The organism is Roseomonas aerilata DSM 19363, from assembly GCF_000711725.1.
GTDB lineage: Bacteria > Pseudomonadota > Alphaproteobacteria > Acetobacterales > Acetobacteraceae > Roseomonas > Roseomonas aerilata.
The window spans coordinates 51,876-76,769 of record NZ_JONP01000011.1 but is presented as its reverse complement, the minus strand read 5'-3'; the positions used below and the strand labels follow the sequence as shown (position 1 = coordinate 76,769).

Annotated in this window: 23 protein-coding genes; 5 read left to right on the top strand and 18 right to left on the bottom strand. The window is 73.0% G+C overall.

Annotated features, from left to right (window positions below):
* Positions 1-8 precede the first annotated feature (8 nt).
* Together BO39_RS14365 and BO39_RS14360 are read right to left on the bottom strand one after the other, a co-directional pair.
* Positions 9-971: a Bug family tripartite tricarboxylate transporter substrate binding protein gene (locus BO39_RS14365; RefSeq protein WP_043834440.1), complete on the bottom strand. Its 963-nt coding sequence runs from the start codon at positions 969-971 to the stop codon at positions 9-11.
* Between the two features lie 12 nt (positions 972-983).
* Positions 984-1,706 (bottom strand): class II aldolase/adducin family protein, encoded by a 723-nt coding sequence (locus tag BO39_RS14360; RefSeq protein WP_043834437.1) that lies wholly within the window; start codon positions 1,704-1,706, stop codon positions 984-986.
* A gap of 151 nt (positions 1,707-1,857) precedes the next feature.
* Between BO39_RS14360 and BO39_RS14355 the strand changes: the two genes are divergently transcribed.
* Positions 1,858-2,319, top strand: a complete 462-nt coding sequence (locus tag BO39_RS14355) for a MarR family winged helix-turn-helix transcriptional regulator (protein WP_043834435.1) — start codon at positions 1,858-1,860, stop codon at positions 2,317-2,319.
* A 3-nt stretch (positions 2,320-2,322) separates the two neighbouring features.
* On the opposite strand, the gene BO39_RS34975 is transcribed toward BO39_RS14355, so the two are convergent.
* Entirely contained in the window at positions 2,323-3,774 is a 1,452-nt protein-coding gene (locus BO39_RS34975; RefSeq protein WP_052402092.1) for a GTPase, read from the bottom strand.
* Here BO39_RS34975 and BO39_RS14345 point away from each other — a divergent pair.
* Positions 3,773-4,489: a hypothetical protein gene (locus BO39_RS14345; RefSeq protein WP_043834433.1), complete on the top strand. Its 717-nt coding sequence runs from the start codon at positions 3,773-3,775 to the stop codon at positions 4,487-4,489. The genes BO39_RS34975 and BO39_RS14345 overlap by 2 nt on opposite strands.
* 7 nt (positions 4,490-4,496) lie before the next feature.
* On the opposite strand, the gene BO39_RS14340 is transcribed toward BO39_RS14345, so the two are convergent.
* The 4 genes from BO39_RS14340 to BO39_RS14325 are packed head-to-tail and all read right to left on the bottom strand — an operon-like array spanning position 4,497 to position 8,319.
* Positions 4,497-5,144, bottom strand: a complete 648-nt coding sequence (locus BO39_RS14340) for a GTPase (protein ID WP_169742763.1) — start codon at positions 5,142-5,144, stop codon at positions 4,497-4,499.
* A gap of 16 nt (positions 5,145-5,160) precedes the next feature.
* Positions 5,161-6,573 carry a TRAP transporter large permease gene (locus BO39_RS14335; protein ID WP_043834428.1) on the bottom strand — a complete coding sequence of 471 codons (1,413 nt, stop codon included), beginning with the start codon at positions 6,571-6,573 and terminating at the stop codon, positions 5,161-5,163.
* Between the two features lie 31 nt (positions 6,574-6,604).
* Entirely contained in the window at positions 6,605-7,153 is a 549-nt protein-coding gene (locus BO39_RS14330) for a TRAP transporter small permease subunit (RefSeq protein ID WP_043834425.1), read from the bottom strand.
* A 29-nt stretch (positions 7,154-7,182) separates the two neighbouring features.
* On the bottom strand, positions 7,183-8,319 hold the full coding sequence (locus tag BO39_RS14325; protein WP_052402091.1) for a TRAP transporter substrate-binding protein: 1,137 nt from the start codon (positions 8,317-8,319) through the stop codon (positions 7,183-7,185).
* A 273-nt stretch (positions 8,320-8,592) separates the two neighbouring features.
* On the opposite strand from BO39_RS14325, the gene BO39_RS14320 reads away from it, so the two are divergent.
* Positions 8,593-8,889 (top strand): hypothetical protein, encoded by a 297-nt coding sequence (locus BO39_RS14320; RefSeq protein WP_043834422.1) that lies wholly within the window; start codon positions 8,593-8,595, stop codon positions 8,887-8,889.
* Positions 8,890-8,899: 10 nt separating this feature from the next.
* Here BO39_RS14320 and BO39_RS14315 read toward each other — a convergent pair whose 3' ends face one another.
* Genes BO39_RS14315 through BO39_RS14265 form a run of 11 tightly spaced genes read right to left on the bottom strand, consistent with a single transcriptional unit; the run spans position 8,900 to position 22,072 of the window.
* Positions 8,900-10,816: a response regulator gene (locus BO39_RS14315; protein WP_245615169.1), complete on the bottom strand. Its 1,917-nt coding sequence runs from the start codon at positions 10,814-10,816 to the stop codon at positions 8,900-8,902.
* Entirely contained in the window at positions 10,813-12,525 is a 1,713-nt protein-coding gene (locus BO39_RS14310) for an ATP-binding protein (protein ID WP_043834420.1), read from the bottom strand. Before BO39_RS14310 ends, BO39_RS14315 begins: the two co-directional genes overlap by 4 nt.
* Positions 12,522-13,580: a chemotaxis-specific protein-glutamate methyltransferase CheB gene (gene cheB, locus BO39_RS14305; RefSeq protein ID WP_043834662.1), complete on the bottom strand. Its 1,059-nt coding sequence runs from the start codon at positions 13,578-13,580 to the stop codon at positions 12,522-12,524. Before cheB ends, BO39_RS14310 begins: the two co-directional genes overlap by 4 nt.
* A gap of 55 nt (positions 13,581-13,635) precedes the next feature.
* On the bottom strand, positions 13,636-15,831 hold the full coding sequence (locus tag BO39_RS14300; RefSeq protein ID WP_043834418.1) for an ATP-binding response regulator: 2,196 nt from the start codon (positions 15,829-15,831) through the stop codon (positions 13,636-13,638).
* A gap of 24 nt (positions 15,832-15,855) precedes the next feature.
* The gene (locus BO39_RS14295) at positions 15,856-17,526 is read right to left on the bottom strand and encodes a methyl-accepting chemotaxis protein (protein ID WP_043834416.1); all 1,671 of its coding nucleotides are present in this window, start codon (positions 17,524-17,526) and stop codon (positions 15,856-15,858) included.
* 6 nt (positions 17,527-17,532) lie between these two features.
* On the bottom strand, positions 17,533-18,126 hold the full coding sequence (locus BO39_RS29960; RefSeq protein WP_052402090.1) for a chemotaxis protein CheW: 594 nt from the start codon (positions 18,124-18,126) through the stop codon (positions 17,533-17,535).
* Positions 18,126-19,529, bottom strand: coding sequence for a CheR family methyltransferase (locus BO39_RS14285; protein ID WP_052402089.1), 1,404 nt, complete (start codon positions 19,527-19,529; stop codon positions 18,126-18,128). The genes BO39_RS29960 and BO39_RS14285 overlap by 1 nt, the downstream gene beginning before the upstream one ends.
* 34 nt (positions 19,530-19,563) lie before the next feature.
* Complete coding sequence (locus BO39_RS14280) at positions 19,564-20,097, bottom strand: chemotaxis protein CheW (protein ID WP_052402088.1); 534 nt, start codon at positions 20,095-20,097, stop codon at positions 19,564-19,566.
* A 46-nt stretch (positions 20,098-20,143) separates the two neighbouring features.
* Positions 20,144-20,890, bottom strand: a complete 747-nt coding sequence (locus tag BO39_RS29955; protein ID WP_052402087.1) for an ankyrin repeat domain-containing protein — start codon at positions 20,888-20,890, stop codon at positions 20,144-20,146.
* A gap of 55 nt (positions 20,891-20,945) precedes the next feature.
* Positions 20,946-21,332 carry a hypothetical protein gene (locus tag BO39_RS14270; RefSeq protein ID WP_043834414.1) on the bottom strand — a complete coding sequence of 129 codons (387 nt, stop codon included), beginning with the start codon at positions 21,330-21,332 and terminating at the stop codon, positions 20,946-20,948.
* Between the two features lie 44 nt (positions 21,333-21,376).
* Positions 21,377-22,072, bottom strand: a complete 696-nt coding sequence (locus BO39_RS14265; RefSeq protein ID WP_043834412.1) for a Fe2+-dependent dioxygenase — start codon at positions 22,070-22,072, stop codon at positions 21,377-21,379.
* Between the two features lie 29 nt (positions 22,073-22,101).
* Between BO39_RS14265 and BO39_RS14260 the strand changes: the two genes are divergently transcribed.
* Together BO39_RS14260 and BO39_RS14255 are read left to right on the top strand one after the other, a co-directional pair.
* Positions 22,102-23,319 carry a hypothetical protein gene (locus BO39_RS14260; protein ID WP_043834409.1) on the top strand — a complete coding sequence of 406 codons (1,218 nt, stop codon included), beginning with the start codon at positions 22,102-22,104 and terminating at the stop codon, positions 23,317-23,319.
* Complete coding sequence (locus tag BO39_RS14255; protein WP_052402086.1) at positions 23,316-24,686, top strand: cytochrome c peroxidase; 1,371 nt, start codon at positions 23,316-23,318, stop codon at positions 24,684-24,686. The genes BO39_RS14260 and BO39_RS14255 overlap by 4 nt, the downstream gene beginning before the upstream one ends.
* Positions 24,687-24,894 lie beyond the last annotated feature (208 nt).

Here is a 24,894-nt window from a genome sequence, read left to right as displayed (position 1 = left end):
GAGAGGTTCTACTCCGGCTCGATCTTCGCCACCTCGGCCATCTTCGCGCTCCGCACGTTCTCGGTCGCGATGAAGCGGGTGAAGGTGGCGCGGTCTTCCGTCACCGGTTCCGCGCCCTGCTCGGCGAGGCGCGCGCGGATGTCTGGCTCGCGGGAAATCGTCTGCACGGCGGTGTTCACGCGGTCGGCCTCGGCGTCGGCCAAGCCCTTCGGCGCCCACATCGCGTACCACAGCGTGAAGTCGAGCGAGGGCATGCCCTGTTCGGCGATGGTCGGGATCGCCGGCGCACGGGGCGAGCGTTGCGGACCCATGATGGCGTAGGCGCGAAGCTTCCCATCCTCGATCTGCGGCAGGGCCGAGCCCAGCGGGGCCACCATCAGCGCGGTATTGCCGGAGACGACGTCGGTCAGGGCGGGCGCGGTGCCGCGATAGGTGACGACAAGGCTGTCGAGGCCCGTTTCGCGCTTGAAGCCCTCCGTCGCTAGGTGCCCCATGGAGCCGAGGCCGGAATTCGCGAAGGTAAAGCGGTCGGGTCGCGACTTCATCGCCGGAATCAGCGCGGCGATGCCCCCCTCCGGCGTGCTGCGCGGGTTGCCCACAAGCACCATGGGCGCGGTCGCCAGGCGCGAGATGGGCGTGAAGTCACCCACGGGGTCATAGGGCACGGAGCGCATCACGTGCTTGGCCATGAGCTGGATGTCGGCGTTGACGAGGTAGGTGAGCCCGTCGGCCGCCGAGCGCGCCACCTCCGCCGCACCGAGTGTGTTGCTCGCGCCGGAGCGGTTCTCCACCACCCAGGTCGAGCCCAGCAGGTCGCCGAGGCGCGTGGCGTAGATGCGCCCGATGATGTCGATCGCCCCGCCCGGCGCCGCCGGCACGACGATGCGCACCGGCCGCCGCTGCGCGCGCGCCGCGACGGGAAGGGTCGCGAGAAGCGAAGCGGCCCCGAAGCTTCGACGGCTGATGTTCATGCCCACTCCCTCCTAGATGCCGCCATAGCCGGCGCGCGCCCGCCAGTAGGACCAGGCGCGCTCCAGCGGCCGCTCGCCCATCAGCATCTCGCCGGCCATGCGCGTCTCGCCCTCGGTGAGGTAGCGCGGCTTGCCCATCGCCATGGCGCGGGACTGCAGTTCCGCGTTGTCCTTCATCCGCACGGAGACGAAGACCACCGCCGGAAGGGATTGGGCGGCGCAGGTGGCGCCGTGATTGCGCAGCAGCACCGAGGTGCCGCCGCCGAGCGCCTTCGCCAGGCTGTCGGCCTTCGGCACGTCGTCGATGAGCATGTTCGTGTCGCCGAACTCGTCGCGGCTGTCCCAGACCGGCACCGGGCCGCCCAGCACGGAACCCATGTGGAACACGGGCCGGAGCGGCACTTCGTCGATCACCGTATAGGGCAGCACGGCCGGCGAGTGATGGTGCACCGTCGCCTGCACGTCCGGCCGCGCGGCGAAGATCCGCGCGTGCAGCACGCTCTCGAGGTAAGGGCGCAGGCCCTTGGGATCGACGGGAACGCCGTCGAGCGTGAACTCCAGTAGGTCGTCGCGCGTGACGATCTCGGGCGAGCGGGAGCGCGAGACGAAGAAGCGGTCCGCCCGATCGGGGTGGCGCACCGCGACATGCCCGAAGTCGTCGAGCACGTCCTCATGCGCGAGGATGCGGTTGGCGATCACGAGGTCGCCCAGCAAGCTGTGCAGGTCCTGCTTCAAGCCGGTGTCTCCATCCCTTTCGAGGGGTGGACCGAGCGGCGGACCTCCCCATTCCCTTGAAAAGGCAGTATGCGTTCTTTCAGCATACCGTCAATGCAGCCGACCGTCGCCCGGAAGATCAGCCGACAGAACAACACGGAACCCGCACCCGATGCACGAACTCTACGCCATGCCCGGGCACCTCATCCGGCGGGCTCAACAGATCTCCAGTGCCCTCTTCGCCGAGGAGGTGGCCGCGCAAGACCTCACATCGGTGCAGTTCGGCGCGCTTTACGCCATCCGCGAGAACCCGGATGTGGACGCGACGCGCCTCTCCGCCCTCATCGCCTTCGACCGCTCCACGCTCGGCGGCGTCCTCGAGCGGCTGGAGGCAAAGGGCTGGATCGAGCGCTCCCACGCCGAGGGCGACCGCCGCGCTAAGCGCCTGCGCCTGACGCCGGAAGGCGAGGGCCTTCTTCGCCGTGTGGAGCCAGCGGTGCGGCGCGTGCAGGAACGCATCCTGGCACCCCTCTCGCCGGCGGACCGCGCCACCCTCATCCGCCTCCTCGGCGAGCTGGCGGAGGTGCACAACGAGGTGACGCCGGCGCCGCTGCGCCGCCGGGCGGTGGGGTAGCCGCTACCCCCGAAAGCGCCCGAGGAAGGCCACGACCTCCTGCAGGGTCGGTGGACGGTGCAGCACCGCCCAGCGATCCCTCAGGAAGGCGAGGTAGGCATTGCCCAGCGCGGTCGTCAGCCCATAGGCCACCGCCGCGTTGATCGCCCCACCCGCGATGCTGCCGACCCCGGGCACGAACTTCAGCAGCGTGCCGAGGGCCCGGGCCGCGACCCTTCCGCCCATCCCCGCCGCGGCCGGGCCGAGCAGCGCGGCGGCGACGGCCTTCAGCGGCATCTCCTCGGCCGGCGTGCCCATGCGGACGGTCACGTCCACGATCATCTTCGCCTGCAACCCGAAGAGCAGCGCGGCATCGGCGAAGGGCAGGGGGGTGGCCGACAGGGCAGCGGCCGCCCTCGCATGCGCGGAAATGGCCGCCTCCGCCTCGGCGATCTTCGGCGCGAGGGCAACAAGATTGGCTGCCGCCGCCGCCGCGCGCCGCCCCGCTGGCAGGGCCGCGACGGTGGCCGCCACCAACTCCTCCAGCCCGCGCGCCTCCACCTTCGCGCCGCCTGGAAACAGGCGCGGGGCCGCCACCACCCGCAGCACGGCCGTGGCCTCCGGCACCAGCGCCCTCGCGGCCTCCGAGAGCCGGTCCTCCCCCCAGGCCTTGGTCAGCACGAGGATTACCGGAACCCCGCCCTGCGCCAGCAGGCGCGCTAGGTCTCGGTCCGCCGGCTCCACCCGCTCCCCCGCCGAATCGACGCAGAGCCACGCCACGTGCAGCCGCTCCTCCTCGGGCAGGGCGGACAGGCGGGCCAGCTCCGCCTCTACCGCCTCCCGCGTCTCGCCATAGGCACCCGGCTCCAGCCCGCGCGTATCGGCCAGGTGCAGCGGCGCGCAGGGGTGCCGATACCAGGTGGCGGCGGACGAGACCGGCGCGCCTTCCCCCGCCTCCGCCACGACGCGGCCGAAGACCGCGTTCACCAGGGTGCTCTTGCCCGCCCCGGATCGCCCGGCCAGCAGCACGTTGCAGCGTTGCATTCCCGCCAGACGGTCCTCCACGCCGGGAATCGCCGCCACCGCGTCGTCCAGCAGGGTCGTGCCCCGCCCGAGCAGCCGGCCGAGCCATGTCCCGCGCCGCGGCGCCGGGCGGGTGAAGCCCCGCACCACCGCAGCCCGGTCACCCAGCGCCGAGAGCTTCCGCACCCGCAGCGCCGTCAGTAGCGCGAGCAGGCCGGGCGCCGCGTCTGCCCCCTCCACCAGCATCGGCCGCAGGGCCGTCGCGAGCGGTAGGGGGCTGGGGTCGGACAGCCCCGCGGCCGCGGCGATCTCCGCCCGTTCGGCCCCGGTGCAGAGCAGCAGGAGAGGCAGCGGGTCGCCCCCGGCCACTGCGCGGCGGGCGTGCTCCAGCGCGACGGCGATGGGGTCGGCCTTGACGGGCTTGCGGGACATCACGACGACTCTGCCCGGCATGTCCCCTTCCGTCCAACCCCCACCCGCGCTCCACGCCCCCGATCACGAGGGCGGCAGCGCCTCCCTCATCGCCGCCCTCCTGGCCGGCAGCGAGGCGGAGCTGGCGGCGGAGCTGGAACCGGCGGTGGAGGCCTTCATCGGCAACGCTGTCTTCCGCTACGTGGCGGAGGAGGCGCTGGTCGCCATCTCCGTCACCGCCGTCTTCTTCGTCCTTGCGGCCATCGCGCCCCTCCTGCCGAGCGTCGGCTGGGCCATTGCGGCGGCGGGCGCGGTGCTCCTCTGGTACCTCCTGCACTTCGCGCAGGGGGTGATTTCCACCTGGCCGCTCGTCCGCGCCCTGTTCCTGCTGCGCGGCGCGCCGGTCTTCCGCTTCGCCCTCTTCGTCCTCGCCCGCCACGCGATCACGATGCTGGAGACGAAGATGGAGGAGGTGGGCCGCGCCGCCTCCCTCATCCCCCGCCTCGGCCTCCGCGCCGCGCGCCTCGTCTACCAGGACGACCGCGACCGCGTGGCCCTCGCCCTGGCGGATGCCCTCGGCAAGGCCGTGCGGCGGGAACTCCTCTGGACGGCGGCGCTCGGCCTCCTGCCTATGCTGGTGGTGATGTTCGGCTTCCGCTCGGCCCTCATGTGGAAGGCCGGCCTCTACGGCGTGGCCCACATGGCCTGGTGGGAGCTGCTGCTGCTGCCCTTCCGCGGCATCGGCATGGGGCTGTAGGGCGCCGCTACGGCCCCTCCGGCAGGAAGGGCTGCGAGAGGTCCAGCAGCTCCTCCACGCCATGGGCCGGCAGCAGGACCGCTCCATCCTCCCCCACCAGCGCCCGGCTGTTCACGGCGGCGATCGCTACCCCCGGCATCGTCTCCGCGATCCGCTGGCGGAGCCGCGCATGGCTTTCAGCGCCGGGCTCCGCATGGGTCAGCACCACCAGGCAAGGCATCCCGGCCGCACCGGTTGAGGCCGCCAGTCCCGCCAACGTCCCCGTCCCTGCGAAGGAGCGCCCGCCTTCCGCGTTGATGACCAGCCAGACGAGATGCGGCCGCCGCTCTGCCGACAGTGCGGCCAACGAGGCCTCGAACGCCGCCACCTGCGCGGCGCTCTCCGCCGCCTCCAGCCCTCGCGTGTCGCCCAGCGCGAGGGGAAGGGGAGAGGCCTCCCCGTACCAGGTCGTTCCCTCCGTCACGGGCGCGCCGGCACCGGCCGACGCGGTCCCGTCGCCGAGGACGGCATTCACCAGCGTGCTCTTCCCCGCCCCTGTTGGCCCGACAAGCAGGATCCGCCCGCGGTCGGCCGCCCAGTCCGGCGCCGCCACCGCCCTCGAGCGAGAAAGGCCTGGGAGGGCGCCGCGAAGCGCCCCCCAGGCCTTTCCAAGCAAGCCCGACACCGGCGCCCTAGCGGAAGTTGAAGGGCGGCGGCTCCTCTTCGCCCGTATCGGGCATCGGCACCTCGATGCGGACCGTGCTCGGGTCCACGCCAGTCCCCTTGTCGATCCAGTAGGTCACACTCTCGGGCCAGAGGATCACGACCCCCACCAGCACCACCTGCAGCACCAACCAGGGAATGGCGCCCCAGTAGATGTCGCGCGACAGCACCGTCTTGGGCGCGATGCCGCGCAGGTAGAACAGCGCGAAGCCGAAGGGCGGGTGCATGAAGCTCGTCTGCAGGTTGATGCAGAGCAGCACGCCGAACCAGACGAGATCGATGCCCAGCTTTGCCGCCACCGGCGCCAGCAGCGGCACGATGATGAAGGCGATCTCGAAGAAGTCGAGGAAGAAGGCGAGGAAGAAGACGAAGATATTGACGAAGATGAGGAAGCCGATCTGCCCGCCCGGCAGGCCGGACAGGATGTGCTCCAGCCAGATGGAACCATCGACGCCCTGGAACACGAGCGAGAAGACGGTGGCGCCGAGCAGGATGAAGATCACCATGGCGGTGATGCGCATGGTGTTGCCCATGGCCTCCCGCAACAGCGCCCAGGTGTAGCGCCCGTTGGCGATGGCCAGGATCACCGCGCCCACCGCGCCCATGGCGCCCGCTTCGGTCGGCGTGGCTAGCCCCATGAAGATGGTGCCGAGCACGAGGAAGATGAGGACGATGGAGGGAACCATGCCCTTCGCCACGCGCCAGATCAGTGGCCAGCCGCGGGTGCCCAGCGCCTCATCCGGCAGCGGCGGCACCTTATGGGGCGCGAAGATCGAGACGCCCATGATGAAGAGGATGAACAGGACGATCTGCAGAATCGAGGGCCCGATCGCGCCCGCGTACATGTCGCCCACCGAGCGCCCGAGCTGGTCGCCCAGGACGATCAGCACGAGGGAAGGCGGGATGAGCTGCGTGATGGTGCCCGACGCCGCGATCACGCCCGTCGCGATCCGCATGTCGTAGCCGTACTTGATCATGATCGGCAGGCTGATCATGCCCATGGCGATGACCGAGGCCGCGACCGTGCCCGTGATGGCGCCGAGCACCGCGCCCACCAGGATCACGGCATAGGCGAGGCCGCCCGGGATCTTCCCGAACAACTGCCCGGTGCCCTCCAGCAGGTCCTCCGCCAGCCCGCAGCGCTCGAGGATCGCGCCCATCAGCGTGAAGAAGGGGATCGAGAGCAGCAGGTCGTTCGACAGCGTCCCGAAGACCCGCAGCGGCAGCACGCCCAGGTAGTCGGTCGTGAAGAAGCCGAGCTCGATCGAGATGAAGCCGAAGAACAGCCCCACCGCGGCCAGGGAGAAGGCCACGGGGAAGCCGATCAGGAGAAACACCACCAGGCCGCCGAACATCAGCGGCGGCATGTAGTCCGCGTTCATGGGAAGGATCGTCCGGTCAGGGTCTGGTGGGTCACTGGAGCGGCCGCTCGTATTCCACAACCGCCTCCCCCTCGGGCTTCAGGCCCCGCAGCAGCGCGATCCGCTTGATGAGCTCGGACACCCCCTGCAGCGCGATCATCAGGAAGCCGAGCGGCAGGATCAGCTTCACCGGCCAGCGGATCAGCCCGCCCGCGTTCTGGCTGCCCTCGCCCCGCTGCCAGCTGTCGAGAAAGAAGGGCCAGGTCATCCAGGTCAGCAGGATCATGGCAGGCAGGAGGAAGACGATGATGCCCAGGATATCGACCCAGAGCCGCGCCCGTGGCCCGAAGCTGCCGTAGAGGATGTCCACGCGGACATGCTCGTTCCGGAACAGCGTGTAGGAGGCCCCCAGCATCACCATCCCGGCGAAGAGGTACCACTGCACCTCCAGCCAGGCATTGGACGAGTAGGAGAGGCCGTAGCGCACCGTGGCGTTGCCGGCGCTGATCGCGCAGGCCAGCAACGTCATCCAGTCCGCCGCGCGACCGAACACCGCGTTCACGCTGTCCACCATGCGGCTGAACGCGAGCAGGGGCTTCATCGTCACCTGTATCCTTTACCGGCCCGGCCTCAGCGCCGGGGCTGAGCCCCCGCCCCAGCACCGGCCGGGGCCTGCTGCTCCTGCGCCTGCATGAGGTAGACGAAGCTGTCGTAGGAGTTCTCCGCCACCCGGAACCACTGCAGCTGGGTGTCGCGGAAGGCCTTGAAGTGGTCGTAGACCTTCTTGAAGCGCGGATTGGTCGCCGCCGTCTCGTCGTAGAGCTCGAAGGTGGCGCGGTAGCAGGCCTGCATCACGTCGCGCGGGAAGGCGCGGAGCTGCGTGCCGGTGGCCAGCAGGCGGCGCAGCGCCGGCGGGTTCTGCGCGTCGTACTTCGCGATCGTCTCGACCGTGGCGTCGCGGCAGGCGCTGTTCAGCGCGTCCTTGTAGACCTGCGGAAGCTCGTCGTACTTCGCCTTGTTGATGTGAAGCGACAGGTTGAGCCCGCCCTCCCACCAGCCCGGGTAGTAGTAGAAGGGCGCGACGCGGTTGAAGCCGAGCTTCTCGTCGTCATAGGGCCCGATCCATTCCGCGGCATCGATCGTCCCCCGCTCGAGCGAGGCGTAGATGTCGCCGCCCGCGATCTGCTGCGGCACCGCGCCCAGTTTCTGGATGACGTTCCCAGCGAAGCCGCCGATGCGGAACTTCAGGCCCTTCAGGTCCTCGACGTTGCGGATCTCCTTGCGGAACCAGCCACCCATCTGCGCGCCCGTGTTGCCGGCCTGGAGGGAGACGATATTGTACCCTTCGAAGAACTCGCGCATCACCTCGTGACCGCCGCCGGCGTTCAGCCAGGCGTTGAGCTGGCGGAAGTTCATGCCGAAGGGAACCGTGCCGTCAAAGGCGAAGGTCGGATCCTTGCCGACGAAGTAGTAGGAAGCGGTGTGGGCGCACTCGATATTGCCCTGCTGCACGGCATCCACCGTGCCGAAGGCGGGAACGATCTCGCCGGCGGCGAAGGCGCGGATCTGGAACTTGTTGTCCGTCAGCGCCGCGACCCGCTTGGCCACATGCTCGCCCGCGCCATAGATCGTATCAAGGCTCTTCGGGAAGGAGGAGGCCATGCGCCAGCGAAGCTCGGGCATAGCTTGCGCGAGTGCGGGGGCAGCAAGGGTCGTCGCAGCGGCAGCGGCCAGTGGCGCCCCCGCGACAAAGCGGCGTCGATTCATCGGATCTTCGTCTCCCTTTTCGGCCCATCGCACGCGGGCGTTCCAAAACGCCCCTTAGACGTCAACAAGGCCGCTGCCTAGCGCCCTTCTCATGTTGTGACCTCGGAATGGACCGCGTTGCCCGTGAGTCGGATGCGGCTGGCGGTTTCAGGCGTTGTGAAATCGCAACGATTTCTCCGCCGGGCGGGGTTTGTTCACTTTTTCTTCACGCTGGCGCTGGAATGCTGTGCGGGCCGGAAGATCCGGCACCCACCCCGGAAAAGGTCCCCTGCCGTGTCCCCCTCCGCCAACCCCTCGCGCCGCGCCTCCCGCTCGATCCAGCCGCGGTTCCTCCCGCCGGTCCACTCCGTCGCCCTCATGCAGGATCCCACGGGCCTTACCCTGCAACTGCAAGGCGACGGCGGCGCCATGACGCAGGTTCCGCTGACCCTCGCCGCCCTGCGGGAGATCGCGGCCCTCGCCGGCTCCGCCCTGTCCCAAGGCGCCCCGCTCGCCCATGTCTCCGAAGCGCAATCCGCCCGCCTGCCTTATGGCATGGCAGAGGCCGGCGCCAGCGGGATGGCCCGCTGAAGCGGCTGCCTCAGCCCAGCAACGCCGCCACCCGATCTGCCAGCTCCACCTGACGGTACGGCTTCTGCAGCACCGGGATGTCGGGCGAGATCGTCCCCAGTTCCGCGTAGCCGGTAACGAGCAGAACCGCGAGCCCCGGCCGAAGCGTCCTTGCCCGCTCGGCCAGCTCCGCCCCGTTCATCCGCGGCATGGCGAAGTCCGCCACCATGAGGTTCACGGCCGCATCGCCTTCCAGCATCCGGAGCGCGGCCTCCCCGTCGGGCGCCTCGATCACCTGGTGCCCGAGATCAGAGAGGAAGCCGGCCGTCACCTCGCGCACGGTGACGTCGTCGTCCACCACCAGCACCCGCGCCGGCGCGCGCGCCTGGGCGGCATCGCCCGCCTCCGGAGCCTCGGCATCACCCTCCCCGGCATCGGCCGGAAGAAAAAGCGCGACGCGCGTTCCCTGGCCTGGCGCGCTCTCGATCGTCAGCCCGCCGCCGGACTGCCGCACCAGCCCATACACCATCGGCAGGCCGAGCCCGGTGCCCTTGCCGACCTCCTTGGTGGTGAAGAAGGGCTCGAGCACGCGCGCGAGCACCTCCGGCGACATGCCGCTGCCCGTGTCGGTGACGCAGATGCGGACATAGTGCCCGGCCGAAAGTTCCGGCACCTCGTCCGCTCCCACCCTGACCTCCGTGGTGGCCAGGGTGATCGTGCCGCCGCCGGGCATGGCGTCCCGCGCGTTGATGCAGAGGTTGAGCAGGGCCAATTCAAGCTGGTCCGGGTCCACGCGGGTGGTGCCGGGGTTGGCGCGCAGGTCCCGCCGCAGTTCCAGCGTGCCGCCTGACGTGGTGCCCAGCGTCCGCGCCAGCAGGTCCCCCATCCCGAGGATGAGGCGGTTCACCGCCACGCTGCGCGGCGCGAGCTCGTTCTGCCTGGAGAAGGAGAGCAGCCGCCGGGTGAGGGCCGATCCGCGCTCGGCGGCCATGGTGGCGTTGCGCATCAGCCGCTGCAGCCCCGGCTCGTCCTGCACTCGCTTCCCGGCCAGATGCAGGCTGCCGAGGATGGCGGTCAGCAGGTTGTTGAAGTCGTGCGCGACTCCGCCCGCCATGGTGCCCAGCGCCTGCATCTTGTCGGCCTGGCGCAGCCGCGCCTCCAGGCGCCGCGCTTCCGTCACGTCCCGCGCGATGGTGACGAGCACGCCGCCGCCGAGCGCGACCCGGCTGACATGGAGCCAGCGCGGCAGCCCGTCGGGGCCCGCGGCCGTCTCGGTCACCTCCGATACCGTTCCCTCGGCGAGGGCCGCTCGCTCCGCCTCGGCCAGGCGCGCAGCCTCCTCCGGCTGCAGGAACTCCTCCTCTCGCCGGCCGAGGCAGGCGGCCACGCTCGATCCCAGCGCCGCGGCCTTGGCGGCGTTGAGGCGGATGAAGCGTCCCGCCGCGTCCTTGAAGGAGAGCTGCTCCGGCAGGTTCTCCAGCAGGCCCCGCATCAGCGCGCGCTCGGTTTCGAGCGCGCGGCGCAACTCGTGCCGGTCCCGCGCCGCGGCCACCATCGCCAGCAGCGCCGCGGGTTCCCAGGGCTTGGCGGCATAGCCCGCGATCCGCCCGCGGTTCAGCGCGCCCACTACCGCGTCCAACTCGGCATAGCCGGTCAGAAGCAGCGCCTCGGCGTCCGAATAGGCGCGCGCGCGCTCCAGGAAGGCGTCGCCGGTCAGCCCCGGCATGCGCTGGTCGGACAGGATGACCGCCGGGCGCAGCCCGCCCGCGAGGAGCGCCAGCGCCTCCTCCGGCCGGGTGGTGGTGGTGACCTCGAAGCCGTCCTCCAGCAGGTCCGTCAGGGCGGTGAGGATTTCCGCCTCGTCGTCCACGAGAAGGATCGCAGCGCGCCCGCCCGCCCGGAACCCGTCCCCGCGCTCGCCGGCGGCATCGCTGAGGCCGTCGTTCACGCCGCGCCCTCCAGCGGGACGCGGATGGTGAAGCGCGCGCCGCCGCCCTCCCAGGGCGCGTCGTCCACCGCGATGCTGCCGCCATGGGCCTCCACCACCGCATAGGCGATGGAAAGGCCGAGACCGGTGCCCGCGCCGATCGGCTTGGTGGTGAAGAAGGGCTCGAAGATGCGGCTGCGGATGGCCTCCGGCACGCCGGGCCCGCTGTCGCTCACCGCGATCACGTACTCGCCACCCTCCGTGAAGGTGGCGAGGCGGATGCGGCCCTGCCCCTCGATCGCGTCCGCGGCATTGCCGACCACGTTCATCACCACCTGGTTCAGCAGGGCTGGGGAGCAGCGAAGGATGCGCGGTGCCGCGAGGTCGCGCTCCACCAGGATGCGGTCCGACAGCTTGTGGGTCAGCAGCACGAGGACGGTGCCGATCGCCTCCGGCACGTCAACCTCCTGCGCCCCCGCCTCGTCCAGGCGGGAGAACTTCCGCAGGTTGCCCACGAGATCCTGGATTCGGCGAAGTCCCATGGACATGGAGTCCGCCCGGGCGGTCGCCTTGTCCAGCAGCCGTGCCGCCTCCTCGTCACCGGCCACGCGCGGCGCAACCTGCGCCAGCAGGCGCGAGACGGTGCCCTGGTGGGCGAGAATGAAGGCGAGCGGGTTGTTGATCTCGTGCGCGATGCCCGCCACCAGCTCGCCCAGCGAGGCCATCTTCGCGGCCTGAACGAGCTTGCCCTGGGTGTCGCGCAATGCCTGGTTGGTCGATTCCAGTTCGGCATTCGCCCGGGCGAGCGCGCCGGAAAGGGCCGCCCGCGCCTCGGCCGAGGCCGCCTCCGCCCGCGCCCGCTCCACCTCGCGCAGCCGCTCGCGCATGGCGTTCTCGATCCGCCGGTTCTCCTCGCGCAGCAGCTTGCGCCGCACGAGGGCGCGCACGCGCAGCCGGATCACCTCTGCCCCGGCCTCCGCCGGCAGCACGTCGTCGGCGCCGGCCTCGAAGGCGGCCGCAGGGCGGTTCCCTTCCAGCGCGACGATCCGGAATCCGGCGCCTGCCTGGCGCAGCGCCTCCAACTGGCGGAGCAGGTCCAGGCCCCCCGTGGGCATGCCGGCGAGGTTCACCAATACCCCATCCCAGGGGCCATCCGTCCGCGCGGTGAACTCCGCGCCGGCGCTGCCGATCGTCTCAACCCGGTCCCCGTCGGCCGCCAGCAGGCTGGCGAGCCAGAGGCGATGGGTGGGTCCGTCATCGACGAGCAACAGGCGGGCGGGGCGGAAGCCGGCTCCGGGCGACTCGGAACCCTGATCGGTCTCGCCCTCTCCCCGCCGCAGCAGCGCCCGCAGGCGCAGCAGGATCAACTCCCGCCCGGCGGATTTCGGGGCATAGGCGTCGGCGCCGCTCTCCAGCCCCTGGCGCTCGAGGTCACCGCCCTGGGCATCGGTCAGCATGAGCACGGGCAGCGCGCGGGCACGAACGTTCAGCCGGATGCGGCGGACCAGCTCGTCCCCGTTGATGCCCGGCAGGTGGTAGTCGGCGATCACCAGCGCGGGCAGGGGGCCGTTCAGCGCCTCCAGCGCGGCCTCGGCGCTGCCGGCGCGGCTGACCAGGAATCCCTCCGTTTCCAGCATCCGGCGGAGCTGGAGGGCCTGTGTCTCGGAATCCTCGACGAGCAGGATGCGCGGTGATGCGCCGGTCGCCTGCCATGCCGTTTCCGCGCTCACTGCCCGCCTGTCGCCTCCAATGTCCCCCCGATCGCCCTGAGGAGCCGCGGGCCGATTCCATCCAGCGGCAGAGAGGCGCTCACGCCACCGAGACGAACCGCCGCCGCGGGCATGCCATAGACGATAGCGGTCGTCTCGTCCTCCGCGAGAGTAATTCCGCCGGCGGAATTAATTGCGACGAGGCCGCGCGCCCCGTCCTCGCCCATTCCGGTCAGCAGGATGCCCATCGCGCGCGGGCCGAGCGCACGGGCCATGCTGTCGAACAGAACGTCCGCTGCCGGGCGCTGCCCGCCCACGGGCGGCGTATCGGTCACCCGCAACAGCCCGGCCGGGGTCAGCGAGAGGTGGCGGTTGCCGGGGGCGACGTGCACCTGCCCCGGCTGCGGCCGCATCCCATCCCGGGCGATGAGCACGCGGGGCGCCACCAGCCCGTCCAGCCAGGCGGCGAAGCCTTCCATGAAGGACGCCCCCATGTGCTGGACGAGGAGGATGGGCGCGGCGAAATCGGCAGGCAAGGCGCCGAGCACCCGCGCGATGGCCGGAGGACCGCCCGTCGAGGCGGCGATGCCGACCATCGAGGGACGCGAGAATGGCGGCACGCCGGCGCGGGCGGAGGCGGCGCGGCCGGGGCCCGCGCCCATCCCGCCGATGCCGCGCTGCCGGATCACCGGCACCTGGCTCATGATGAAGAGCTGCGTGCAGATCGCCTCGGCCACGGCCTCCCAGCCCTCGCGCCCCGGTCCCAGCGGCTTCTCCACCACCGTGAGGGCGCCGGCGCGCAGCGCATTCATGGAGATGCGCAGCCCGCGCTCCTCCACGGCATCGGCGATCACGACGATCGGGGTGGGGTGCTCCGCCATGATCCGCCGCGTCGCCTCCAGCCCGTCGAGGCCCGGCAGGCGGATGTCCATCGAGATAACATCGGGCCGGACGCGCTCGATCTCGGCCAACGCCTCCTCGGCCGAGGCGACGGCGGCGGCGAGCTCCAGCCGCGGGTCGCGGGAGACGAGATGCGCGAGCAGGTGCCGCACCACCGCGCTGTCCTCGACGATCATCACGCGCACGGGGCGTGCCTCAGGGCTTGTCACCGGCAAACTCTCACGCGCGGGATCAGACGAGCTGGGCGATCGTCGCCAGCAACGCCTGCTGGTCGAAGCCCTGCTTTGTCAGGTAGGCGCTCGCGCCCAGCTCCATGCCGCGCTGCACGTCGCCGGGACTGTCGCGGGAGGTCATCAGGATCACGGGAAGCCCCGTGAACGACGGATCCGCCCTGATCGCCTCGAGCAGGCCGAACCCGTCCATGACCGGCATTTCAACGTCCGCGAGCACGAGGTCAACCACTGCACCCGGCGCGCGCAGAGAGTTGAGCGCATCCGCCCCATCCACCGCAAGGGTCACGCGGTAGCCCCCGGATTCGAGGATGCTGCGTTCCAGCGTGCGTGTCGTGATGCTGTCGTCCACCACCAGCACGTGCCGCCGGGCGGTGGCGGCAGGCGCGGGCACGGTGGCGGGGCCGATGCGCGACGCCTCGCGCAGCCCACGATCCAGCAGCCCCCCCGGCCGCAGCACGAGTGCGACCGCGTCGTCCTCCATCAGCGCGGCGCCTGAGACGAGCCCGGCGTCGAGGCCGGGCGCATCCACCTCGGTCACGACGAGGCTGCGGGCGTCGTGCAGCGCCGCCACAGTGAGGAGAAGCCGCGCCGTCCCCCGCCCGAGCAGCACCGCCGGCCGAGGCCCCGGCCCTGCCGGCTCCGCCTCCCGGCCGAGCAGGGCCGCGAGCGGCACGACGGGCACCAGCCCCTCCCCGCCCGGTAGGGCCAGCCGCGCGACCGCCCGGCCCTCCGCCGTCGTCATGGCGGAGGGATCGAGGCGCAGCGCCGGCCCCACCGTGATGAGCGCCGTACTGCCGGGAAGGCCGAGCACCTGCCCGCCCGCCTCCACCAGCAGCAGCGGCCGGCGTCCGGTGGAGGGGGGAAGGGCGATCACCACCTCGGCGCCGCCCCCTGGCGCGGGGCGCAACGCGGCGGCGCCGTGCAGGGCCATGGCGGCCTCCGCCACGACCGAAAGGCCCATTCCTCGCCCCGAGAGGTTGTCCACCGCCCCCGCCGTCGAGAAGCCGGGCGCGAAGACGAGGGCGAGGAGGTCGTCCGCCGGAACCGGTGGCGCGCCCGACGGCCGGGGCACCAGGAGTTTCGCCCGCAAGGCCGCAGCCTCGATGGCCGCAAGGTCGGGGCCGGGCCCGTTGTCCCGCACCGTGACGGTCAGCCCCGCCTCCGTCGCCTCCACGCGGAGAAGGATCTCCGCCCGGCCCCCGTCCCGCGGGGCGCCGTGGCCGAGGGCGTTGCGGAGAAGGTGCAGCACCGGATCCTTCAGCGCCTGGAGCACGCGGCGCTCTGCCTGGGCCTCCATGCCCTCGGTCCGGACCGTCACCTCCCGCCCGGCCTCGCGCGCCATCTCCCGTAGCGCGGCGGCGAGCGGCCCGAGCACGCTGCCGACGGGGACGAGGGCGATGGCCTCCACCTCCTCGCGCAGGGCGTTGGAGGCGCGGTCGAGCGCGTCCGCGGTCTCGCGCCCCTCGCGCGCGAGGGCGGCGACGCGGCGCGTGACCTCCCCCAGCGCCGCCTCGAAGCCGCGCAGGCGGGGGGCGAGGGCAGGATCGGCGGGCAGGGCGGTGCGCAATCCCTCCCAGCCGCGGCGAAGCGCGCGCAACTCGGCCTCCATGCCGCGCAGCCCGGCCGCCGTGCCGCCGCGCCCGAGAAGCGCCTTCAGCCGGAGGTTGGCGGCCGAGAGCCGCTCCACCCGCGCGGCCTCCACGCGAAGGTAGCCCTCGGCCGGGGCGGGCGTCTCGGGCGCGGCGGGCGGCGCCGGGGGAGGCGCGGCTGCCGGCGCTGGCGGGGCGCCGTCCCCTCCGGGCGTTGCGTCCAGCGCGGTCAGCACGGCGTCCAGCGGCGGCAGGGGCGCGCCCGCGGCCATGGCGGCCGCCTGGGCCTCGATGGCATCGAAGCCACGTTGCAACAGGGCTACCAGCGGTGCCGGCAGGCGGGCCTCGCCCCCGGCGGCCGCGTCCGTCTCGCGCGCCAGCAGTCCCTCCAGCCGGTGCGCCAGGGCCTCCACGCCCGCGAGGTCCACCGCGCGCGCGGCCCCCTTCAGGGAATGGGCGCGGCGGAACACCTCGCGCAGCGCGGCCGGCTCCAGCGTCACCGCCCCGCTCGCATCCTCCGCCGAGAGGGCGGCGCGCATGGCCGAGAGATGCTCGCGATACTCGGCCGCGAAGGCCGCCAGCAGCTCCGCGCGGAAGTCGGGCATCGCCAGGGGGCGCCGCGGGCGGGGCTAGAGGCGGTAGCGGTCGGCCAGGCGCACCAGCCCCTGGCTCAGCCCCGCCATGTTGGCCGCCGCCTGGTCGAGCTGGCGCGTGCCGGAGGCCGTCTGCTCGCTCGCCTGGCGGATATTGGTCAGCGCGCCCATCACCTGCTCGATGCCCAGCTGCTGCTGGTTCGTGCTGGCGACGATCTGCTGGAAGGTCTGCACCGCCTCCTGCACGCGCGCGGTGATCTCGCGGATCGTCTCCTGGCTGGCCGTCGTGCGCTCGCGGCCCGTCGCGGCCCGCTTCACCGCCTCCTCCGTCAGCATGACGGAGGCGTTGATGCCGCGCTGGATGTCACCGAGATTGGCGCGCACCTGCGCCGTCGCCTCCTTCGCCTGGTCGGCCAGGGACTTCAGCTCGGCCGCCACCACGGCGAAGCTGCGCCCGGCCTCGCCCGCCGCCGCCGCCTCGATGGCGGCGTTCAGCGCCAGCAGGTGGCTGCGCTCGGAGATGTCGTTCACCGTCGCGGTGATTTCGCCGATCGCCTGCGTGCGCTCGCTCAGCGCCACGATGTTCTCCGCCACGCGCTCCGCCTGCTCGCGGATCTTGTCCATGGCGGCCACCGTCTCGGCCACCGCGCGCAACCCCTCGCCGCTGGTGCGGACGGTCGCCTGCGCGGCGGCGATCACCTCCTGCGCGCGCTTGCCGATCTGGCTGCCGGAATGGGTGATCTCGTCCACCGTCGCCGCCGTCTCCTGCACGGCGGCGAGCTGCTCCTCGACGCTCGCGGCCTGCTGCTGCGTGCTCGCGCGGATCTCGGCCGTCGCAGCATCGAGCTGGTGCGTCGCGTCCCGGCTCTGCACGGCCAGCTCGCGCAGGCCCTCCACCATGACGTTCAGCGTGGCGCCCAGGCGGCCGAACTCATCGCGCCCCTCGCGGGCGGGGGCGCCGGCCAGCTCGCCGCGCCCGATGCGCTGCACGAATTCCATCATCGTTTCCAGCGGCCGCGCCAACGCGCGGCGGACGAGCACCGAGACGCCGATCGCGAGCAGCACCGCCACCCCCATGCCAGAGAGGATGAGGGTGCGCGCGTTGTTCGACACATCATCCACCCGCTGCTGCCCGGCGGCCGCGAGCTGCTCCATCGCGCGCTCCACCCGGCTCACCGCCGCGTCCAGCTCGTTGGCGCTGGAGGCGACGCCCGGCTCGGCCGCCATCACGCTCGGCAGGTCGTCGACTTCCATGAGGCGGAGCTTCGCCTCCACCCGGTCGCGGTGCCGGGCCAGCAGGCTGCCGACCTCGTTCAGCCCGGCCAGGACGCGCATCCAGCCCTCCCGTCGGGAGGGATGGATGGCCTGGGCCGAGAAGCCCTGCGCCGAGGCCGTTGCCTGGCCGAGGGCCGTCGCCATGCGCGCGCTCTCCCGCTGCCATTCCGGCGTGAGCGGGGGCGAGACGGCCGCGCCCGGCACGGCGTGGCGCCCGAGATAGCTGATCATGATCCGCGCCCGCACGTCGCGCATCGCGGCCTGCGCATCGCGCACCTGCCCCACCTGACGCGAGACGGAAATATCACGGGTGGCAACGGACTGGCTCGCGTTACGGACCGTCTCGAATTGGTCGAGCGACCATAGGCCGAGCGCGATGGTCAGAAGCGTCAGCGTCACGAAGCCCAGCAGGGCGCGGTTGGTGATCGACACGCGGGTTCAGGCTCCGGGCAAGGGGGCGGCGTAGGGCAGCAGGAGGCGGTCAAGGTCGAGCACCCCGACCATGCGGCGAGCATCCTCGGCCCCGGCGCCGGGGATGGTCGCTCGGAAGGCGATGACCCCGGCGGCGCCCTGTGGGCCGAGTTCGGGCGGAAGCGGCAGGGGCGCCACGGCCGAGAGAGCGCGGCCGACGCGAAGCGCCAGCCGGCGCCCACCCGTGGAGGGGGCTCCGGCGGTCGGCAGCGGCCGCAGCAGCACGTCGTGCTCGCCCGCCTCGCCCTCCAGCCCGAGCATCCAGGCGAGGTCGAGCACGGCATGGATCCGCCCGGCGCGCGCGCGGAGGCCCAGCACCTCGGCCGGGCTGCCGGGCAGGGGGCTTGCCGCTTCGGCCGGCAGCACCGCGGCGACGCGCGCGAGCGGCAAGCCGAGCAGCTCCTCGCCCAGGGCGACCACCAACACGGGCGCCGCCGGGGGCGCGGACGGGCCCTTCCCACGGCGGGCAAGAAGGCGCGTGCGCTCCTCCAGCAGGCGCGCCGCGCGGGTCTCGCCGAGCTGACCGAGGATGCCGGGGTCGGGCAGGAAGCGCAGGGCCATCAGCCCCGGCCCTCCGCCAGGTGCTGCCCTGCCAGGCCGAGCAGGGTTTCCGCCGTCATGCCGTCGCCCTCCTCAAGGATTGTCTCGCCGGGCAGGGCGCGGGCGAGGCGGGCTGCGTTGGCGATGCTGCGCCGCCCGGCCTCCACCGCGCCACGGTCGAGCAGCAGCAGGCCGAGATGGTAGTGCGCCGCGACGAAACCGCTGTCGAGATAGACCGCGCGCCGCAGCGCCGCCTCCGCCGCGGTATCCTCCCCCATGCCGCGCGCGACCAGCCCGTCCAGGTGGTGCAGGGCGGCATTCATCGGATGGTCGCGCAGCCCGGCGCGCAGCGTAGCCCGCGCCGCCTCCAGCGCACCCGCATCGGCCTCGGCACGGGCCCGGTCGGCCGCGAGGCGCGGGGTGCCGCCCTCCGGCGGCGAGTCGGGTTCCGTCGGCATCTTTGACTCCTCCTCCGGCGCCTGTTGGAGCGGGGCGGTCTCGGCCGCCGCCGGTGCGGCCGGTGAGGGGGGCGGCTCGGGCAACTTGCCCAGGAGGAGGGGAAGGGGCCGCCAGGCCGTTGTCCCGGGGAGGGAAACCGGCTGCAGGAAGCTGCCGAAGCTGGGGTCGGGCTCGGAATGGCCGAGCAGCATCCAGCCGTGCGGCGCCATCCTCTCGCCGAGGGCGCGCACGATGGACGGCACCGCCGCGCGGTCGAAATAGATGAGCACGTTGCGGCAGAGGATGAGGTCGTAGTCGCTCATGCCGAGCGGCATGGTGCCGTCGAGGAGCGAGAGAAGATTGCCGTACTCGAAGCGCACGCCGCTCCGGTGCTCGCGGCGGAGCTGGAAGGCGCGGCCCTCCTCCATGGCCAGGAAGTCCCGCTCGCGCTCGACGGCTGGCATGCCGCGCAGCGCCCAGGGGCTGAAGCGGGCGGCGCGCGCCGCCTCCAGCGCCGCCTCGCTGATGTCGGTGCCGAGGATGCCGATGGCCCATTGCGGATAGGCGGGTCCCAGCAGGCGGCGCAGCAGGATCGAGACCGAATAGGCCTCCGCCCCCGTGGAGCAGCCGGCGGACCAGATGCGCAGCCGCCGCTCCGCCGCCCGGCGCCGGATGAGGCCGGGGAGGATGACCTCCCGCAGCGCCTCGAACTGGGCGGCGTCGCGGAAGAAGAAGGTCTCCCCTATCGTCACCTCGGATTCGAGGACGGCCCACTCGCCCTCGTCCGCTTCCAGCAGGGCCAGATAGCCGGCCGAATCGCCCGTGCCCGTCGCCCGGATGCGCCGCCGCAGGCGTTCCCAGAGGGCACCATCCTTGTCCTCGTAATAGGCATGGCCGGTGCGCGCGATGACGAGGCGCTTCAGCGCGGGAAAGGCACCGTCCAGGGGCGCCTTGCCCAGGGGCGCGCGCTCGCGGGGGGCGCTCATGGATGCGCGCTCAAGCGGCTTTGTCCGCCAAGCCTCACGTGCCGCTCGTGGGACCGCCCTCGGTCCCGGGAACGGCCCAGCGCGCCAGCCGCGCCCGCGCCTGGGCAGTGACCGCGCCGAGCACCGCCGCCTCCTCCGCCAGCAGCAGGCGGTCGGGGTCCAGAAGGGAGGCGGTGAGGTCCCCCACCTCCAGGTTGCCGAGGATGAGCCCGTTGAGCGAGCTCTCCGGCGCCACCGGCCGGAGCGGCGCGCCGGGCGGCAGCACGTCCAGCACCCGGTCCACGAGCAGCGCGAGAGGATCGCCTCCGCGGCCCGCGTCCTCGTTCAGGAGGATCAGGTGCCGGTAGGGATGGGGCTTGCCCGGGGGGGTGTCGAGAAGCCGGGCGAGCTCCACCACCGGCACCGCCGTTCCGCCGAGGTTAAGGAACCCGGCCAGCGGCCCGGGCAGGCCTGGCGGGGCATCGAGCCGCGGTAGGGGCAGCAGGGCGCGGACGCATTCGCGCGGCAGGGCGCAGACGGCGCCTCCGGTGGCGAAGAGCACCAGGCCGGCGGCGGAGGGCGGCGTCATCGGTGTTCGACGGCTTCGGGCGGGCGCGCTGTGCGGCGGCCGGGCCTCAGTGGCGGCCGCGGACGGTCCGGTGGCGCGCACCGCCGGTCGACTGCCGCTGCACGCCCTCCGGCAGCGGCTCGGCGCCGTCGGGCCGGCCGGCATCGAAGCCGAGGAAGCCGACTTCCGGCCGCGGTGAGCCGCCATCCCCCGCGAAAAGCCGGGCGCGCAGGGCAACGGGGGCGGTGGGCGCGCCGCGGCGCGGCGGATCGGAGAGCAGCCCGGCGGCGCGGGTGGGCGGCGCCTCCTCGTCCAGCGCCGGGGCGCGGGCGGCGGGAACCTCGCGCCCGCCCCGTCCGCGCCGTGCCGCGGCGGGCGGCGCCGGCTCGGCCGGCTCGGTCGTGGGGCCCCCGCCGACGCTGCCGCGGGCGGAGAGAAGATAGAAGGCGATCTCGTTCCGCCCCTGGTCCACCGCCGCATCGATCGGGCTGAGGCCGAGCTGGTTGCGCGCGTTCAGGTCCGCGCCCCGTGCCATGGCCTCCCGCGCGGCGGGAAGGTCGCCGCGGGTGATGGCGTCGAATAGCGCGGCGTTGGGGGAAAGGCTGGTCGCGGGCGTCTCGGCCGGGATGGGCTCCGGCGCGCGGCGGGCGGCGAGGCCGGGCAGGGCCGGCGGGGGCGGCCGGCTGGCGGGGCCCGCGCTCGGCGGCGGCGCGCTGCGCCCGACGCCCTGCGCGAGGGTCGGCGTCGCGGCCGTCAGCAGCGTGCCGGTCAGAAGGAGCGGGGCCAGGAGGAGGGGTAGGGAGGGACGGCGCATGCACCTCTGCCTATAGCGGGCTGCGGTCCCGGGAGCCACACCCGCCGTCGCGCCCTCAGCTGCAGCCCTGGCCCCGGTAGGTAAAGGAGGCCACCCGCCCCTGCCGCAGGGCGAAGGTCACGTCGCACTGCACGGGCGCATAGGTCGTGCCGAAGCCCGCATAGGCGCCGCCGTAGTAGCCGCGCCCGAAAGGTCCCCCGAACGGCCCGTAGAAGGGCCCGCCCGCGACGCCGCCGGGCAGCGCGATCGTGCTCTGCTCCTCATAGGCGAGGAACTTCTCCCCGCCCGTCTCGTAGCTGCGCGTGGGCACGCCGAGTGCGGAGACGAGCTCGAGCTCGGAGCGCCCGACATAGGTTGAAAGGCGTTCCGAAAGGCTCGGCCGGGTCGCGCAGGCCGAGAGGGCGAGGGCCGTGACGGCCAGAAGGGGGAGGATGCGGCGCATGCCCCCTATCTGGTGCCGCCCCCTGCCTGCCGTAAGGCGGGCGATCACGTCTCTGCCCAGCGGCGCAGCAGCGCGGCGCGGGACTTGGCCAGCAGGTCGAAGGTCCGCGACTTGCCCTCCCGCTCGAAGACATCGCGCCGCGCGGCGTCGAGATCGAAAAGGATCTCCCGCTGCGCCGGGTCCCGCACGAGGCTCTGCGCCCAGGTCGCCGCCACCAGCCGCTCCCCGCGCGTGACCGGGGCCACGCGGTGCAGCGTGCCGGCCGGATAGGCCACCGCCTCCCCGGCCCCCAGGCGCACGGCCATCTCGCCGGCCGTGGTCTCGATCATCAGCTCGCCGCCGTCATAGGTGTCGGGATCGGAGAGGAAGAGGGTGACCGCGACATCCGCCCGCAGCGGCGCCTCGCCCCAGGGATCGGAGGGGGCGGCGCCGCCCATCAGTGCGTCATCCACATGCGTGCCGTAGGTTCGCCCGGGTGTGGTGCGGGAGAGAAGCGGCGCGCGCAGCCGGCGGGGCAGCACCGCCGCGCGGAACACCTCATTCGCCTCCAGCGCCGCGAGCACCATCCCCCCGGCCTCCCGCGCGAGGGAATCCGCCGGATCCGCCTGCTCGTTCCGCTTCACGAGGCGGGCGTGCCAGCCGGCCGTGGCGGCGCCTTCCGTAAAGGCGGCCCTGGCCAGCAGGCCGCGCAGCTTGCCGATGTCCTCGGCGGGCAGCACATTGGGGATGCAGAGAATCATCACGTCGAGCCTGACAGGAGAGCTTGCCCATGGGGAGTGGCCCGGTGCGTTTCGGCCCGCTGCGGCTGTGGCTCGGGGTGGGGGCCTTCGCCCTTGCCGGCGCGCCGGTGCCGCCAGGCCAGGCGCAGCCCGCCCCTGTGACGGAGGAGTCCCGCCCGGCCCCGCCGGTCGCCCCCGAGGCGATCCCGTCGGCCGAGCCGCCGGCCGACGTGCCCGTGCTCTTCCAGGACCAGCCGGCCACGCCCGCCACCCCGGCGCCCCCGCCGGCCGCTGTGCCATCGCCAGCCGCCGCGCCCTCGTCGGCAGCTGCGCCCTCGCCCGCCGCATCCTCGCCGGCCGCCGATCCCGCGCCGCCGATCCCGCCGGCCGCCGTTCCCGCCCCCGAGCCGCCGTCGGCCGACCTGCCGGTGGTCATCCCCGGGGCGACACCTGCGCCGTCCCCGGCTGTGGCTCCCACGCCAGCGACGCCCGCGCCCGTCGTGGTGCCGCCCGCCCCGGCCGCGACGCCGCATGCCGGCCATGGCGGCATGACCGCCGGCCAGGGCGGTGAGGGTGGCGAAGGGGGAGAGGGCGGCGAGCGCGGCATCACCTTCGGCGCCTCGCCGGAGGTGGCCTTCGCCGCGCAGCTCATGCTCGTTCGCGGCCACCTCGCGATCGGGATGGAGCTGGCCCGCGCCGGCAACTGGGACGACGCGGTGTTCCACTTCCTCCACCCGATGGAGGAGATCTACGACGACCTGCGCCCCGAGCTTCGCCGCCGCCGCGCCCCCGGCTTCGCCGCCGCGCTCGAAACCCTCTCGAACCGCGCGCGGGCCAAGCGCGGCGGCCCGGGCCTGGAGGCCGCCTATCGCGACGCCCTCTCGCGGGTGGATCGCGCCCTCGCGGCCGGCGTGCCCGCGCGCGCGCGCAACTCGGCCTCCTTCGTGACGGAGGTCGCGGCCCGCACCATGCGCGCCGCCGCCGCCGAGTACGAGGCGGCGATCGAGGATGGCCGCATGGCCAATGTCGTGGAGTACCAGGACGGCCGCGGCTTCCTCATCGAGACCGAGGCGCTGCTGAACCGCAACGCCGCCACGCTCCGTGCCGCCCCGCAAGGCGCGCGGGACTGGGCGGAGGCGCAGGAGGCGCTCTCCGCCCTTCGTGCGGCCTGGCCGACCCCGCGCCCGCCCGCCACCCCGGCGATGAGCGTCACGGATCTCATCGCGGCCGTCGCGCGCTTCGAGCGGGCGGCGCTGCGCTGGCGGTGAGGCCACGCCTCCTCGACGGGCTGCTGGCCTCGGCGCTCGTGCTGGCGTCGGCGTTGAGCTTTAGCGCGCTGGTCTCCCCGGCTGGCTCCGCCGACCCTGGCTCGGCCGCCGAGGACGCCGCGCTCCGCGCCGCCTATCGCCGCCCGGCCGAACCGCCGCCAACCCCTGCCGACAACCCGACCACCGCCGCCCGCGCCCAGCTCGGCCGGCGGCTCTTCTTCGACCCCTCGCTCTCCTCCACTGGCAAGATGTCGTGCTCCAGCTGTCACCAGCCGGCGCATGGCTTCAGCGACGGCCTCTCCCTCGCGCGCGGGGCGGAGGGCAAGCCGCTGCGGCGCCGCTCCCCCACGATCTGGAATCTCGCCTGGGCGCCGTTCCTCTTCTGGGACGGCCGCGCCGAGGGGCTGGAGGCCCAGGCCGCCGCCCCGATCGAGGCGCATGAGGAGATGGGCCAGCCCCTCGGCGCCCTGGTGGAGCGCATGGCCGCCGACGCCTCCTGGCGCGCCGCCTTCGCGGCCGCCTTCCCGGGAGCGACGCCGGCGGTCACGCAGGACAACCTCGTCCGCGCCCTGGCCGCCTGGGAGCGCACGCTCGTCTCCCCCCGCACCCGCTTCGATGCCTGGGTGGAGGGGGACGACCGCGCCCTGACCCCTGCCGAGCGTCGCGGCCTTTCGGTGTTCAACGGCCCCGCCGGCTGCGCCACCTGCCACGAGGGCTGGGCCTTTACGGACTACGCCTTCTACGACATCGGCCTCCCGCCGCGCCCCGAGGCCCCGCCCGACCTCGGCCGCGGCCCGGTGCTGGGCGAGTCCCGCGCCGACCACGCCTTCAAGACGCCCACGCTGCGCGAGGCGATGCGGCGCGCGCCCTACATGCACGACGGCTCGCTTCCGACGATCGAGGCGGTGTTGGACCACTACGAGCGCGGCGTGGTCGATCGCCCGACGCTGCCGCCGGAGCTGCCGCGCCGCCTTTCCCTCGATCCCGGCCAGCGCGCGGACCTGATCGCCTTCCTCAACACCCTGACCAGCGCCCCCGACGCGCCGCTTCCCGAGATGGCGACGCCGCCCGTGGCGCCCACCCCGCCGCCCGGCATCACGCCCGTGGCCCGCGCGCGCGTCTCGCAGAAGAACCGCCAGTTCGCGCCCCTGCGCGTGGCCCTCACCCCCGGCGGTACGCTCGAGATCGTCAACGACGACACCACCGCGCACAACATCCGCATCGATTCGCCGGACCTGCAGCGCAACAGCGGCATCCAGGACCCTGGCCAGACCGTCACCTGGCGCCTCCCCACCGCCGGCCGCTACACCGCTTTCTGCGGCATCCACCCGAGGATGCGCCTCGAGGTCACCGTTACCGCGCCCTGAGGAATTGGCTTGGGCTATGAAGGGTGGGTCCGGCGGCCGTTCGGCCATCGGCAGGGCCATTTGCCTCAGCCTCCTGGCCCTTCTCATGATCTTTCCCAGGCTTCGCTGAGCTCTTTCGTCCCGCTCCTGGTGCCTGAGCGTCCTCGCCCCCTGGCGCGAGGGCGCCGCGCGGAAAAGGATGGGGCAGGGGGAGGAACCCCCCGGCTCC